This is a genomic window from Mucilaginibacter sp. Mucisp86 (assembly GCF_047324315.1).
Classification (GTDB): Bacteria; Bacteroidota; Bacteroidia; order Sphingobacteriales; family Sphingobacteriaceae; genus Mucilaginibacter.
In genome coordinates this window covers 5668042-5683397 of the sequence record NZ_CP168503.1, presented here as the reverse complement: position 1 = coordinate 5683397, position 15356 = coordinate 5668042, and the positions used below count along the sequence as shown (strand labels likewise).

The following is a 15356-nucleotide window of genomic DNA, read 5'->3' as shown; positions in this document are numbered from 1 at the left end:
GTGATTTATTGCAATTGAAAATGACTCAATGACCTAATGAAATAATGACAAATAGGAAATGAGTCAATCAACATCACATATACTAATGATCCGCCCGGTTAATTTCGGGTTTAACGAAGAAACCGCTGCAAGCAATGCTTTCCAGAACCCCGATGCTGAAAAAAATGGCGTACAGGAAAAAGCATTGAGCGAGTTTAATAGCATGGTTAACATTTTGCGCCATAATGATGTAGATGTCACCGTTGTGGATGATACCCCACAGCCCTACACGCCCGATTCTATATTCCCGAACAATTGGGTATCATTCCATAACGATGGCGGTGTTTTCCTGTACCCTATGCAGGCAGAAAACCGCCGGCTTGAGCGCAGGGAAGATATTATAACCGATTTGGAGGATAAATTCAAAGTTGCTCATGTAATTGATCTGAGCCGCTTTGAACATGAGCGCCGTTTTTTGGAAGGTACCGGCAGCATGGTGCTTGACAGGGATAATAAAATAGCGTACGCCTGCCTCTCACCCCGCACCGATAAAGAAGTGCTTAATTATTTTTGTGAGCAATCTGGTTACCAACCTGTCAGCTTTGATGCTGTTGATGAAAAAGGCAAGGCCATTTATCATACCAATGTGCTGATGTGTGTTGGCAGCGGGTTCGCGGTGATCTGTTTGGATAGTATTCCCAATCCGCACGAAAAAATAACGGTTACAGCGTCATTAAAATCATCGCACAAAGAAATTATTGAGATCACTTTTGAGCAGATGAACCAGTTTGCGGGCAATATGCTCGAGGTGAAAAATAAAGCGGGCGAAACGATGATCGTGATGTCGCAAAATGCTTATAACGCTTTAAACGACATTCAGCGTTCGGCTTTGCAGCAATATGGAAAGTTAGTTTATGCAGATATCAATACCATTGAAACCAATGGTGGTGGCAGCGCAAGATGCATGATGGCCGAAGTGCATTTGCCAGCTAAATAGTTAACCGACTACCGAATATTTGACGGTAAAGCTAACAAAGCGATGCGAAGAAATGCCTCAATAGCTACCGCGTTATCGGCAAAAAACCACAAAAATAAAGCTTTATTTGCCATATATTTGCCGGTAACGGCAATAATATCAAATCATGAGCTATACTTCTGTAAACGAATTTGCAAAAAAATGGAATGTTCCGGAAAGGACTATACGAAATTACTGTGCTACAGGGAAAATTAAAGGAGCTTTTCTAACCGGTAAAACCTGGAATATTCCGGAAGATGCAGCATTGCCGAAAAAAGAAAGCAAGAAAAGATTTAGTGATAATATTTTGCTAAATAATCTGAAAGAGCAAAAGGACATGAAACTTAAAGGTGGTATATACCACCGTACACAGATTGACCTAACTTATAATTCGAACCGCATTGAAGGAAGCAAACTAACTCTGGACCAAACCAGATATATTTTTGAAACTAATACTATTGGAGCCACTAAAGAAAGTGTTAACGTAGATGATATTATTGAGACAAGCAATCACTTTCGTTGCATCGATCTGATCATCGATAAAGCCATGGCCAAGCTAACGGAAGCGTTTATAAAGGAATTGCATTTTTTGCTAAAATCGGGAACTTCCGACAGCAGAAAAGATTGGTTTAATGTGGGTGAATACAAAAAACTCCCAAACGAGGTTGGGGGTAACGAAACGTGCCATCCAAAGGGCGTTCCGGCAAAAATGAAAGAAATACTCTCTGACTATCACAGTATCGAAAAGAAAAACCTTCAGGATATCATTAACTTCCACTATCAGTTTGAAATTATTCATCCTTTTCAGGACGGCAACGGACGTGTGGGACGATTGATCATGTTTAAAGAATGTCTTGCTAATAATATTGTACCATTTATTATAGATGAAGACTTAAAGCTTTTTTATTATAGAGGATTGCAGGAATGGAATCACATAAAAGAGTATCTGTTAGATACCTGCCTTACAGCTCAGGATAATTATAAGGCTTTACTTCGGTATTTTGAAATAGAGTGGATAAATTAAGGACAGTGTTTCTCTCTGCACACTTTTCACAAAAATTGTATGCTGATTGTATAACAGCAACTTACATTAATAACATATCTTTAAACATACGTTATTAATTAGGATTTTTTTACTAAAGAATAAGCCCCTTCATCAGGGGCCTATTCTTTAAGTATCCGATAACAGTTATCAAGGTTATTCGGTAATGAAATAGGTGTAAGCCTGCTTCTGTTTCATTTTTAAGCGTACGCGTTTGAGGCTGTCCTCAATGTCTTTACGCTCATCTTTTTCGGTCACTTCCATAAAAGCTTCCTGATAGTAACCTAAAGCTTTATTCCAGTCTTTTTGCTTTTCGTAAAACAAACCCAGCAAATCAAGAATGCGGGCCTTATTTACCCCCGGAGTCGTTAAAGCCTGGGCCGAAATAGTTGAAACCGATTTCTCCATTCCCAGGAACACCACCAAATCGAGATAATGCGTGTAATTATCAGGAAACGATGGCTCCAGCTCCATACAGGTTTTAAAATGATAGCCCGCAGTTTGGTAATCCTGGATCTTGTAATAATGGATCATTCCCAACTGGTAATGCGCCCTTGCAAAAAAAGGCTCATCTGTAATGATCTGGTTTAATATATTTAAGCCCTTAGGTGTTTCACCGAACGACAGTTCATCAACAGCCTGGAGGTACTTTTCTTCTATTGAATAATAATTGTCCATATAAAATTTCAAATTCAGTTAAGCTTACATTTAAGTAATGCCTAATGTTAAACTAATGTGGTAAATGTAGGATCGGTTTGGGTACTTCGAAACCGCTATACCGGAGTTGAGAAGAGAATTATCGATGCAAAACCCTTCTGCTGCGGCACCATGGGCCACATTACTATTGAGCAGAATGATTTATTAAACAACATCGGTTTGTACTTTATATGTGCAAACTTACAATTATTGGATGAGAAAAGCAAGAAATGAAAAACACTACACCTCGCTAACAGCACTGTGTATGAGGCTTATTGCCTTTGCATGACTTACAAAAACAGTAAATGCAATAACAGCCCTAATTAAGCTGCTATTGCATTTTGTTTAACTGCCTCTATCAGGAAGTTGTTTTTTAATTCTTTTTCGGATATCATGACGCTGAAATCATCAAACTTAACACCGTGTTCAAGCGGGTAAAGTACATAGCCGCGTTTAAGCGCATCATATGCCCCAAGTTCAAATACCTCGTCGTGTTTTTTGCCTTTTATTTTCGCACCGCTCACCAACTGGTAAGCATCGAATATGGATTCAAAATTATTGTTTTTCATAGACAGATGCCTATACAATTACTCTGCCAATTTTTAGGCAAACCAGTCGAATAAATCGTTTTGTTTTAAAGAAGCTTTCTCCGTACCCGATAAATCATTAATAATCCCCCCCTCACCCATTTGTATTATTCGCGTGCCGTAATTAAATGCGTCCTTTAAATTATGCGTAATGAATACAGCCGTCAGGTTAAAATCACGGATCAGTGTATCAGCTGTCCGCATTACTACATCGGCAGAGCGGGGATCAAGCGCGGCCGTAGGCTCATCCAGCAATAAAACCTTACAGTTGTCCATAACGCTCATTAGCAGGGTAAGCGCCTGTCGTTGCCCACCTGATAAGGTTCCCATAGGCTGATCTATCTTATCTTGTAACCCCATCCCAAGCATAGCTACTTTTTCCTGAACCTGTTTCTTAAAAGCATCATTTACCCCTACCGATAAACCTTTTGTTTTGGTGCGGAGCGATGCCAGGCGAAAATTATCTAAAATGCTCAAATCAGGTGCAGTGCCGCTTAGTGGATTTTGGAATACCCTCGCAATCCACTGGCTGCGCTTATAATCGGGCAGTTTGGTAACGTCGGTGTTATCAATACTTATCGTTCCCTTATCGGGCAACACACTGCCGGCAATTAAATTTAACACGGTAGTTTTACCGGAGCCGTTTGAGCCCACAATCACCAAAAACTCACCGCTTTTGATTTCCAGCGAAATGCCATTAACCGCGTTTACCTGGTTAGCTTTACCTCTATTAAATATTTTATGTACGTCGGTTATCGTTATCATGATGATTTTAATAAAGATAAACGCGGCAGACTTACAATAACCAGTACAAAACCTGCTGTAACTATTTTAAGTAATTTAGGGTCAACACCTACTGACAGCGTAAATGCAAGTACCAACTGGAATATCACAGCCCCGGTCAACACCAATATCAGGCTTAACCATACTGATGTGAGTTTAAGCCAATTGATTAATGTTTCGGCTATAATTACCGAGCCCAAGCCTACTATCACAATACCAATCCCCATGCTAATATCCGCAAAGCCCTGAAATTGCGCTACCAGATACCCACTCAAAGCCGTAAGTGCATTAGCCAAAGCCAAACCGATGATCTTCATTCTGTCGGTATTTACACCCAATGAACGGATCATGGATTCGCTATTCCCTGTAGCACGCATAGCTATACCAAAATCAGTTTTCAGCAGATAACCTATCATAAAAGTGACCACAACAACGAAAATGGCAAGGATCCAGAATGTATTTTGATTGGGGTCACTCACTACATTTGCAATAGTAAACAGCGAAGGCAAATTGATAAGCGGCAAATTCGACCTGCCTAAAATAGTAAGGTTAACCGAATATAGCGCCGTCATGACCAGGATTCCGGCAAGCAGCGCATTGATTTTCAATTTAGTATGAATAATACCTGTAAGCGCACCTGCTGTAGCCCCCGCTGAAATCACCGCGGGCAAAATAACATAAGTGGGCTGATGATTGGTCAGTAACACTGCCGTAACCACACCGCCCAACGTATAGCTGCCATCGGTTGTGATGTCCGGAATGTTAAAGATTTTCATGGATATATAAATCCCCAGCGCTATGGCCGAAAAGCAAAGGCCCTGCAATAAAGCGGTAAGGTAAAAATCCATTTATTTTACAGGCTCAAAATTTGGCGGAATGGTAATGTTATATTTTTTAGCCGCTGCCGGGTTATATACCCTCTTCCTGATCTTCACCATTTCGGGCTGTAAACCATCAGTTTTATGCGTTTTAAGATATTGGGCTGCCTGTTCGCCGACCTGGTAGCCCCATTGGTAAACATCGGCGCCAAAAGCAGCTACAGCACCACGCTGTACCAAACCTGCTTCGCTGGTAAAAATTGGGATATTTTTTTGATTACAATTTTTCAGGATAGTTTCGAAAGATGCAAAAACGGTATTATCCGGGTTGGCAAAAAACGCATCGATATTTTTATTAAGCAGCGATTGCGTAACCAGCTGTGCATCGGCAGATGTATTTAACGGAAGCGCTACAATATCAACATTTAAGTCAGCAGCCAGTGTTTTAATACGGTTCAGGGCATCTGCCGACTGCGGTTCCGACTGGTTATAGATCATTCCGATAACCAGCTTTGAACCTTTAGGTTTAAGCAGCTTGGGAATAATGCTGAATGAAGTATCGATATAATTAAGATCTTCTACCGTGCCAAAAAGGTTGGCCGGAGCTTTGCCGCCTGCATCAACAACCTTCATACGTTCGGCAGTTGGCGATACCATGGCAAAAACCGGAATGTTTTTTGTTTTTTGAAGTGCTGTCACCGTTGATAACGTAGTGCAGGTTGCCAGCAGATTAACACTATCGGTAACAAAGTGGTTAACTATCTGCGTAAGCGTTGGGATATCACCCTGCGCATTACTATATTCGATCTGAACGGTTTTCTTTTCTTCGCTAAAGCCGTTCTTGGCCAAAGCATCAGTAAAACCTTTGCGGGCCTGAGATATGGTGGCATCTTCAAAAGCATCAACAAAACCAACTACAGGCACCTGCATTGATTTGGTTTTTGGTTTACAGGATGCAAAAAAAATAAAAACTAAGGCTACCGGCAGATATTTGATGAACTTCATTTTACTAAATTAATTTTTTAGCTGTAAAGCTGAAAGTACAATGGCAAAAGCTGAAAATTGTTTTACAATAGGATTATAACATTGCGATAAGTTACACCACAATTTAGGGTAACAGGTTGACTGCTCCCGTTAAATAAACCCAACAAACCTGTTGCTTAAACCAGTTCTTTAAGTTCGGCAAAATTACTGATAGTTGCTACCATCCCATCGGGTACTACGCCAAAACCATAGTTTGCAAAAATGAAAGGTACACCGGCTTGTTTTGCGGCGCTATAATCGCCCATGGTATCACCCACATAAACCGGCGCTTTCAATTGATGATCATTAACCACGTCTTTAATATTATCGGCCTTAGGGTTTCCTTTCGTTCCAAAACACTGGTGACCAAGGAAATGACCATGCAATTGGTTCAGATCCAAAAACAGTTCGATATAACCATTCTGGCAATTGCTCACTATATAAAGTTTGTAATTTGCGGCAAGATATTTAAGGGTGTCTTCCAACTGAGGATAAAGTTCCCCTCCTTTGGTGTACAGGATTTCCAACTCGCTAACAGCGCAAAGGGCTTGTACCTCTTTACGTTGCTCTGCATTAAGTTCGGGGAATAATTTATCAAAAATGGCATCATAGGTCATTCCTGTAATAGAACGTACACGTTCCTGCGTCATTTCCTCTTTAATATATTCTACCTTACTGATAGCCGCCTGCCACGCCAGGGCAACAGTAGCTGTGCTATCCCAAAGGGTACCGTCAAGGTCAAAAATTATGCTGTCGTATTTGTTTTTAAGCGAATTATTCATAGTGCCGGCAAAAGTAGTGTTTTTTACCCCTGCCGGCTATCACATTGATGTTAATTTAAAAAAGAGGAGCAGGTTATTGAGCTGTAATTACCCTTATCATATTATTGAAGGTATCGGCAACATAAACTTTCCCCACGCCGACAGCCAGTCCGTAAGGAACTGAGAAACTTGCTTTAGAGCCCTCTCCATCTGCCAGTCCTGAAAAACCTGTACCTGCAATTGTCGAAACATTACCGAATGCATCAACAGCCCTTATGAAATGGGCCGAATCTCCCTCGTAGATAACACCCTGATTATCGGCCGTTAAACCAATAGGTGCTGTAAAGGTAGCAGCGTTTCCGGTACCATTTATCGAACCTTCGGCACCGCTGCCGGCCAGTGTGGAAACAACGCCATCGGAAGTGATCTTTCTGATCATGTTATTGCCCGAATCTGTTACATAAAGATTACCCGACAAATCAATTACAATACCTTTAATCTGCGAAAAACTTGCAGCGGTACCTGTTCCGTTTGCAGAACCACTAACACCCGACCCAGCAAACGTAGTCACGACACCAGCCGATGTTATTTTGCGGATTTTATAAACATCGGCAACGAATAAATTCCCGTTTCCATCCACCGCTATTCCGGTTGGTGATGTAAAGCCTGCTGCCGTACCTGTACCATCGGCCCCGCTTGCTCCGCCCCCTGCCAGGGTAGTAACAATACCTGCCGAAGTTATCTTCCTGATTACCTTACCTGTACTTTCCACAACATATAAGTTGCCATTCCCATCCAGTGTTACATCCTGAGGGTTATTAAAACTGGCATCGGTGCCTGTCCCATCTGTATCGCCCTGTTCACCGCTCCCGGCAAAAGTAGTAACCACCCCCGCCGATGTTATTTTACGGATCAAATTATTGCCCGCGTCGGCCAAATAAATATTGCCTGCTGCATCTGTAATCATACCAGCCGGGTGGTTAAACGACGCAGCAGTCCCGGTACCATCAGCTTTGCCCGGATTTATGCTGCCTGCAAATGTGCTTACGACGACGGTTAGTGTTTGCGTAGTGTCATTACTCTTTTTTGAACATGCGGAAACAACAATTAAAAGCATCAGGCATGGCACAACAGCTTTAAAAATGGTTAATTCATTTTTCTTCATAATGTAATTTTAAAACAAAATTTTAATTGGTTTTATAGCTGATCAGTGCAGGAGGTGCGCTAATTTAATTAAAATTAAAGCCTAATCCAACTAAAACACAATGGAACAAACATTGCCTTAAATCGCAATACATTTTAATTTATAGCTTAAAGAGCTTTTAATTACTATCCGGTAAAAGGTTTTATTTTTTTTTAAAGAAATATCAACGTTATATCAAATTTTCTTTCTACATTTAACTATTCACTCAGATCTATTAAAAATTGCGTAAAACTACGTACGCAAAACGGTGAAATCCCTGATTACTTTTTATAGAGCGTTGGTTACTTTTGGAGTATAATCTGATCCTGTAAAACGCAGAATCATTTTAAAAAACTTATACCTTGCTTATGAAATTATTCTACCATTTTCTTGTACTGGTTGCGGCATCCCTCATTTTAGTAGCATGTGCTAACATGTTTGCCTCAACACCCGAAAAAAAGCTTGACATGCCTCCGCAACGCAGCGGCATTTATTTAGATAAAGATTCGTTGTTAAATTCAGGAATAAACACCAGGCTGGTAATCCCTGATCATCATTACGATGATGTTTTAAGCAAATATATTAACGGTAGCCATCAAACAGGATATAAAATACCCTCATTTAATAATTTACTTATCGCAGCAAATCACCTTGGCCTAAACCAAATTGAAAGATAATTTAGTTTAATAGTTAGTTAATTAGTTAGGAACAGTTGTAAACAGTCGTTACAGAAATGTACCGACTGTTTTTTTATGATCAGAATTTTGGAAACGAGCCCAACCCGAAAAATATAGCGAACAACGGGATAGCTAACAGGAAATATGCTTTTGCTAATTGCCTGTCATCGGCATTACCAGCTACAAATACATTATATAGATCGGCCTTTAGTGATTGAAGTTTTGCTTTCATGATAATAGATTTTAAGTAATTATAAAAAGCTTAATTTCAAATAGTTATTTATTTTATATAAATCAAGCTAGTTATTATTATGACTGTGGCAACAATTTTTGGTTTAAATGAAAATGCCCTTAATTTTTCAATCAAGGGCATCGCTATGTATTTCAGTCAGTTAAATTATTTCGTTTTATCTTCGCTCATCTCAGGATGATAATGCAAGCCTGGTGTAAGCCAGTGTAAAAGCATCACCCTCGAATACCTGTAATTAAAAGGGGCCAATGCAACTGCTACCGCTAAAATAATGGTTACATATAGCCAGGGATTAGTGCTGCCTGTTAAAACGCTGATGGCAACTGCCAGCGTAACCATTTCGGCAACATTAAGCGCATAACTGGCAAACATGGCTACATAAAAGTAACCTGGCTCCCGCTCATATACCAGGCCGCAGTGCGAACAGGTTTTATGCATTTCCTGGCCTTTAAATTCATACATGCCGGTAATAAACAGGTCACCGCGCCTGCAACGTGGACATTTAGCATTTACAAAGGCAGACCATGCTGATAATTTATATTTAGGGGTTTCCATAACGTTATGATTTATTGTTTAAGGTTTTTTTCCTGAACTCTTCGGGAGTAATACCCTCTATTTTTTTAAAGAATTTGGTAAAATATGAGTTGTCGCTAAAATTAAGATTAAAAGCAATTTCGCTTATGTTGAGCCTGGGATTGGTCAATAACCTTTTGGCTTCAAGCAATGTCCTGTTACGGATCACCTCGCCTGCCGACAGCCCAAGTACATCCTTACACACCGCATTTAAATGATTGGGAGTGATATAAAGGAGCTCGGCATAGTCCTTAGGGAGCTTTACATCGATATAATGCTGTTCAATCAGCTTCTGAAAATTACGGATCAGTGTTTGGTTGTAGCCTTGTTTCCCAAAGCCATCGCCTTTTCCCTGACAACGATTTACCAGAATGAAAAGCTGAAGCATAAGCACCCGTACCATATCGCTGCCCAAAACTGCAGGCTTTTCAACTTCAGATACAATCTTTTCAAAAAGGGCAATAATTTCGGGTAACTGATCGGCAGGCAAGTCAATCACTTCATCCTTTGGGTTGCCGTTCAAAAAGTTAAAATTATCAAAATAGCCTGAGCGTAATAAAAACGACTGGATAAACGAGCTTGAGAAATTGATGATATAACCATCAGTAAAACCCTCAAAAGCCCATGAATGCACCTGCCCGGGAATCATAAAGTAGATCTGCCCCTGCCTTACATCAAAGCTCTCAAAGTCAATGGTATGTGATCCTCTGCCATCAGTAAACAATACCAGGTGATAAAAAGAATGACGGTGCGGGAAGAAAAGGTTTTTATGGGCATCCAGATACGCGGCAAACCTGCTGATCAGGATCTCGTCCTGCTTTATATCATCAGCCAGCGTGCAAATATCAATTGTTGGAATGCTTTGTAACATGACACAAAACTACACACAATAGCTTTGCCCTTAATGGTACTATTTTTATTTTGTATGGTACTAATCAACGATTATTGCTTTTCGCTCACAAATCACGTCCATTTCTGGATAATATCTTCCACGCGCTCAAAAGTAAAAGGTTTGCTTACAAAATCCTTCATACCGGCCTGGGCACATTCGCGCTCATTTTCGCTAAGCACATTGGCTGTCATGGCAATAATTGGAGGGGCCCCTTCTCCATGCTTTTTCAATATATGACGTGTAGCCTGCAAGCCATCCATTTCGGGCATTTGAATGTCCATAAATATCAGGTCGTAATTACACTGCTCAACCATGTTTACGGCTGCCAGCCCATTTTCGGCTATATCAATATTATAGCCAACCTTTTTAAATATCTTACTGGCTATCAGCTGGTTCATTTTATTATCCTCTGCTAATAAGATACGTAAAGGGCGGTATTGAAACGCTTCCTTTTCACCTGCTTGTATCTCCTGCTCAGTAGTACTATGAGTAACCTGCAAGGGTAAAGTAAAGCTAAACAATGAGCCCTGGGCCTCTTTACTCTCCGCCCAGATCCTGCCGTGCATCATTTCAACAAGCTTTTTACAGATGGATAAACCCAGTCCTGTACCGCCATACTTACGCAACGCGGTGGTATTTACCTGGGTAAATGGTTTAAATAATTGGGCTAAGGCTTCTTCGCTTATTCCAATACCATCGTCTTTTACGCTGAAAGTTATTTCCTGTATATTGTTGTTGATTTCAGTGGCACTGACCCGCAACCTTACCGAACCCTCATCTGTAAACTTAATGGCATTTCCTATCAAGTTAACCAGGATTTGCTGAAGCCTGCCCTGATCTGCTATTACGTGGTCGACTACATTATCATCAACATGATACGTTAAGCTTAAGGGCTTATGATGTGTGGTAATGGCAGGTTCGGTAATTTCAATAACTGTTTTTATGCAATTGCGCAAATGTGTTGAAACCGGGTGCAGGATCAGCTTATCAGCTTCGATCTTTGAGATATCAAGAATATCGCTGATGATGTTGATCAGCAAATTACTACTTGATTGTAAGGTTTGAAGCAATTCCTGCTGTTCAGGCTGCAAATTGGTGCGGGATAGCAATTGGGCCGTCCCGATGATACCATTAAGCGGAGTACGGATTTCATGGCTCATGTTAGCCAGGAAATTCGACTTGGCAAATGTAGCCGCTTCTGCCTGATCGCGCGAAGCAGAAAGTTCGATTTGCGAGGCTTGCAGCTCTTCACTCTTACGGATCAGATCGCGCTTATCTGTTTCATGGCTTTTTTTAATGAAGCCCACCAATAGTCCAACAATTAAAACGTTTGATATTGCGGATGTTAGCAGATCTGATTCTTTTGAGTTAAGGCTGCTGTAGGGTTGCACCAGATACGGAAAACGCTTTTCAGCGTAATAACAGCCTAAAAAGATAGCTATCAGGGCACCGATAAAAATATAATGGTATCGTTTTTTTACCAGCAGGGTTATAAGCACTATAAAGAAAACGCCCGAAAGCGTTGTTGAGCCGCCAATACCGCCGTTGTAAAACCAGCCCGGGATAATTGCAGCTAAGCCAATACAGATGTAAATCACTGCAACATCCTCCTTATATTTTACAAAACGGCTCCGGTAAAAAGCCCACCCCGACATCAGGATCACGAAAAGCTGAACAAGTTCCAATTTGTAACTTAAACCCAGGAACAAATTACAGATCAGCGAAAAAATGCTGCTAACGCAAATGAATAATGTGAGCACATTAAACAGCTTATTCTCCAGCGACAAATCAGGCTCGCCATAGCCAATAATCCGCTTCAGCTTTTCCATTTAAAATAAAAAATTAATTAGAGAGAACCCTTTATACTCCAAAACGGAGAGTTCGGTTTAGTAAATAAAGTATTTTTCATGAAATCTTTAAAACTTTAGTGTTTAAAAAATCAAAAAACAGGACATTGTTATTTAATAATTAAATTAAAAAATTGATGTAATTATTAAGCAATCAAAAACCAGCTTTTAGCTTGCCTATCAGGCTGCTAAAAACAAACGGCACGCCCTTCAACAGAAAAGCGTGCCGTTAAATTATAAAAGAATATTTAGTAAGCGCTGGCAGTATTCAGGGTTTCGATAACTTCCCCGCTCAACTTCAAATTGGCAGCTGTGACAAACTCTTTAAGCTGATCAAGATTGGTGGCGCTAACGATAGGCGCCGTTACACTTGGCCGCGCAATTAACCAGGCCAACGCAATTGCCGACTGGCTTACGTTGTATTGAGCAGCAACCTCATCAAGTGCTGTCAATATTTTAAAACCGCGCTCATTAAGATATTTTTTAACCGAACGTGCCCGGCTGCGCCCCTGCAGGTCGCTTTCCGAACGGTATTTACCGCTTAAAAAGCCGCTGGCTAATGAAAAATAGCTAATTACACCTATATTTTTCTCCTTCAAAAAAGGCTCATAGGTGGTTTCATATTTTTCCCTGTCAAACAGATTATACTCGGGCTGTAAAGTTTGGTACGCGATGAGCCCCTTTTCAACACTTACTTTTAAAGACTCGTGCAATCGCTCAACCGACATATTGGATGTGCCGATAGCACGAACTTTACCTTCCTGCACTAACTGATCATAAGCATGTAAGGTTTCTTCAACCGGCGTTGAAGGGTCATCATAATGGGTCTGATACAGGTCGATATAATCTGTCTGCAGCCTTTTCAACGAGTCTTCAGCAGCTTTGACAATATAATCCTTTTTCAGGCCCTTTCTTTCCGAATCTAATTCCGAACCCACTTTTGTAGCAATAATGACCTGATCACGCTTACCGCTTTGTTTTAACCATTTGCCTATCTCCGTTTCCGATTCTCCTCCCTTATTGCCTTCAACCCAGCGGGTGTATACATCGGCAGTATCAATTGTGTTAAAACCGGCGTCAAAAAACGCATCCAGTAAAACGGCGGTATCATTGCCTTTAACTGTCCAGCCAAAAACGTTACCGCCAAAAACCAATGGCCCAGTATATAGTTCGGATTTACCTAATTCACGCTTTTCCATATGATATTATTTTTTATAAAAAGATGAACTATGCCGCATTTGTTTGTCAGTAAAATGAAATAACCTGGTGCTTATTTATAACAAAACTGAATTAAAAACGACAATGCATCACTTAAAACTAAGTACATTTGCCCTTTGTTAATTTAATATAATGGCTAAAGTTTCTATCAACCTGGCAACAGGCTCATTACAAAAAGAAGAAATCATTGTAGGTATTGATCTTGGCACCACCAATTCACTGGTAGCATTTATCAACCCTGATAAAAATCCGCAGGTAATAAATGATGCAGGTAAAGGTGTACTTGTTCCATCTGTGGTGCATTTTGGCAATACCGCAGATGTACTGGTTGGAAACGAGGCAAAAGAATTTCTGATAACTGATCCGCAAAACACCATATTTTCGGTTAAGCGCTTGCTGGGTCGCAGTTATCACGATATTGAAAACTACAAAGACTTTTTTAGCTATAAAGTAATTGACGACGATACTGAAAGCCTGGTTAAGATCAAAGTAGGCGATAAATTTTATACGCCCATCGAGCTATCGGCCCAGATATTGAAAGAGCTTAAGGCCCGCGCCGAACATGCCCTTAAAACCCCGGTTAACCGTGCGGTAATTACAGTACCTGCTTATTTCAACGATTCGCAACGCCAGGCCACCCGCGATGCAGGTAAACTTGCCGGACTTGATGTTTTGCGGATAGTAAACGAACCTACCGCTGCAAGCTTGGCGTATGGTATAGGCTTAAACCCTGAAGAAACAAAAACCATTGCTGTTTATGACCTTGGTGGTGGTACTTTTGATGTATCCATACTGCAGATCCAGAATGGCATTTTCGAAGTGCTGTCAACCAATGGCGATACCTTTTTAGGTGGCGACGATTTTGACCGCATTATTGTTGATTACTGGATTGAGAAAAACCAGCTTAACAAAGCCGAAGTATTTGCCAATACCGAACTGGCGCAACAACTGCGCCTAAAAGCCGAAGAAGCCAAGAAAGCCTTTGCTCATCAAAGCCTGGTTAATGATAAAATAGGTGAGATTTGGTGTACGCTTGACCGAACCACTTTTGAAGAACTGATACTACCCAAGGTACAACAAACTATCACCAGTTGCCAAAACGCACTTAAAGATGCCAAACTAACCATCGATCAGATTGACGAAGTAGTCATGGTTGGCGGCTCAACTCGTACAGCATTAGTTAAGCGTATGGTTGCTGAGTTTTTCGGCAGACCAGTGCATGATGATGTAAACCCTGATGAAGTAGTTGCCTTAGGCGCTGCTATACAGGCCGATATTTTGGCCGGTAACCGTAAAGATATTTTACTGCTTGATGTCACCCCCCTATCCTTAGGTATTGAGACCATGGGCGGCCTGATGGATGTGATCATCCCCCGAAATTCCAAAGTACCGACTAAAGGCGGCAGACAATATACCACCTCAATAGATGGGCAGGTAAATATGAAAATTGCTGTTTACCAGGGAGAGCGCGACCTTATTAAAGAAAACCGTAAACTGGCCGAGTTCGATTTGAAAGGCATCCCTTCTATGCCTGCCGGTTTCCCTAAGGTTGATATTAACTTTTTATTGAATGCTGATGGCATCCTTACTATACAGGCTATTGAGCTTCGTTCGGGCGTAAAACAGGAAGTTGAAGTAAAACCAACTTACGGCATTACCGACGAGCAGGTGGAGCAAATGCTGATGGACAGCATTACTCACGCAAAAGATGATGTGAGCCAGCGTATGCTTATTGAGGCACGTACAGAAGGCGAGCAAATGGTTTATACTGTTGAACGCTTCCTGCAAAAGAATGCCGACTATGTTTCCGTTACAGAAATTGCTGATACTACCAAACTTGTTCAGAAACTGAAAGAGGCTCTGACAAGCGGTGATAAAGACCTGATTTTAAAAACGATTGATGAGGTTAACGAGTTTACAAGGCCTTTTGCGGAACGCTTGATGGATCAGGCTATAAGTACAGCTATGAAGGGCAAGAGTATAGAATAGGCACAGATATTGCTGATCAAGTC

General features: G+C 40.9%; 16 protein-coding genes. 4 read left to right on the top strand and 12 right to left on the bottom strand.

Annotation, left to right across the window (positions count from 1 at the left end; translation table 11 throughout):
* Window positions 1-85 precede the first annotated feature (85 nt).
* Window positions 86-976, top strand: a complete 891-nt coding sequence (gene ctlX, locus ACEN9X_RS23815; protein WP_413667502.1) for a citrulline utilization hydrolase CtlX — start codon at window positions 86-88, stop codon at window positions 974-976.
* Between the two features lie 145 nt (window positions 977-1121).
* The gene (locus tag ACEN9X_RS23810; RefSeq protein WP_413667501.1) at window positions 1122-2018 is read left to right on the top strand and encodes a Fic family protein; all 897 of its coding nucleotides are present in this window, start codon (window positions 1122-1124) and stop codon (window positions 2016-2018) included.
* A gap of 174 nt (window positions 2019-2192) precedes the next feature.
* On the opposite strand, the gene ACEN9X_RS23805 is transcribed toward ACEN9X_RS23810, so the two are convergent.
* From ACEN9X_RS23805 to ACEN9X_RS23775, 7 genes are all read right to left on the bottom strand, one after another.
* Window positions 2193-2714, bottom strand: coding sequence for a tetratricopeptide repeat protein (locus ACEN9X_RS23805; protein ID WP_413667500.1), 522 nt, complete (start codon window positions 2712-2714; stop codon window positions 2193-2195).
* 341 nt (window positions 2715-3055) lie between these two features.
* A complete protein-coding gene (locus tag ACEN9X_RS23800; protein WP_413667499.1) occupies window positions 3056-3301 on the bottom strand; it encodes a hypothetical protein in 246 nt (81 codons plus the stop codon).
* 33 nt (window positions 3302-3334) lie between these two features.
* Complete coding sequence (locus tag ACEN9X_RS23795) at window positions 3335-4084, bottom strand: ABC transporter ATP-binding protein (RefSeq protein ID WP_413667498.1); 750 nt, start codon at window positions 4082-4084, stop codon at window positions 3335-3337.
* On the bottom strand, window positions 4081-4950 hold the full coding sequence (locus ACEN9X_RS23790) for an ABC transporter permease (protein WP_413667497.1): 870 nt from the start codon (window positions 4948-4950) through the stop codon (window positions 4081-4083). Before ACEN9X_RS23790 ends, ACEN9X_RS23795 begins: the two co-directional genes overlap by 4 nt.
* The gene (locus tag ACEN9X_RS23785) at window positions 4951-5925 is read right to left on the bottom strand and encodes an ABC transporter substrate-binding protein (protein ID WP_413667496.1); all 975 of its coding nucleotides are present in this window, start codon (window positions 5923-5925) and stop codon (window positions 4951-4953) included.
* A gap of 155 nt (window positions 5926-6080) precedes the next feature.
* On the bottom strand, window positions 6081-6725 hold the full coding sequence (locus tag ACEN9X_RS23780) for an HAD family hydrolase (protein WP_091211607.1): 645 nt from the start codon (window positions 6723-6725) through the stop codon (window positions 6081-6083).
* A gap of 73 nt (window positions 6726-6798) precedes the next feature.
* Window positions 6799-7869: an NHL repeat-containing protein gene (locus ACEN9X_RS23775; protein WP_413667495.1), complete on the bottom strand. Its 1071-nt coding sequence runs from the start codon at window positions 7867-7869 to the stop codon at window positions 6799-6801.
* Between the two features lie 386 nt (window positions 7870-8255).
* Here ACEN9X_RS23775 and ACEN9X_RS23770 point away from each other — a divergent pair, with 386 nt between their 5' ends.
* Complete coding sequence (locus tag ACEN9X_RS23770; protein WP_413667494.1) at window positions 8256-8564, top strand: hypothetical protein; 309 nt, start codon at window positions 8256-8258, stop codon at window positions 8562-8564.
* Window positions 8565-8643: 79 nt separating this feature from the next.
* Here the strand turns inward: ACEN9X_RS23770 and ACEN9X_RS23765 are convergent, their stop codons facing one another.
* The 5 genes from ACEN9X_RS23765 to ACEN9X_RS23745 all read right to left on the bottom strand — a co-directional run bounded on the left by ACEN9X_RS23765 (window position 8644) and on the right by ACEN9X_RS23745 (window position 13325).
* Entirely contained in the window at window positions 8644-8796 is a 153-nt protein-coding gene (locus ACEN9X_RS23765) for a hypothetical protein (protein WP_158603985.1), read from the bottom strand.
* A 165-nt stretch (window positions 8797-8961) separates the two neighbouring features.
* Window positions 8962-9369, bottom strand: a complete 408-nt coding sequence (locus ACEN9X_RS23760; RefSeq protein ID WP_413667493.1) for a DUF983 domain-containing protein — start codon at window positions 9367-9369, stop codon at window positions 8962-8964.
* Window positions 9370-9373: 4 nt separating this feature from the next.
* Window positions 9374-10258, bottom strand: coding sequence for an AraC family transcriptional regulator (locus ACEN9X_RS23755; protein WP_413667492.1), 885 nt, complete (start codon window positions 10256-10258; stop codon window positions 9374-9376).
* Between the two features lie 92 nt (window positions 10259-10350).
* On the bottom strand, window positions 10351-12108 hold the full coding sequence (locus tag ACEN9X_RS23750) for an ATP-binding protein (protein WP_413667491.1): 1758 nt from the start codon (window positions 12106-12108) through the stop codon (window positions 10351-10353).
* Window positions 12109-12374: 266 nt separating this feature from the next.
* Window positions 12375-13325, bottom strand: coding sequence for an aldo/keto reductase (locus tag ACEN9X_RS23745; RefSeq protein ID WP_413667490.1), 951 nt, complete (start codon window positions 13323-13325; stop codon window positions 12375-12377).
* Between the two features lie 151 nt (window positions 13326-13476).
* Here ACEN9X_RS23745 and hscA point away from each other — a divergent pair, with 151 nt between their 5' ends.
* Window positions 13477-15333: a Fe-S protein assembly chaperone HscA gene (gene hscA / locus ACEN9X_RS23740; RefSeq protein ID WP_413667489.1), complete on the top strand. Its 1857-nt coding sequence runs from the start codon at window positions 13477-13479 to the stop codon at window positions 15331-15333.
* Window positions 15334-15356 lie beyond the last annotated feature (23 nt).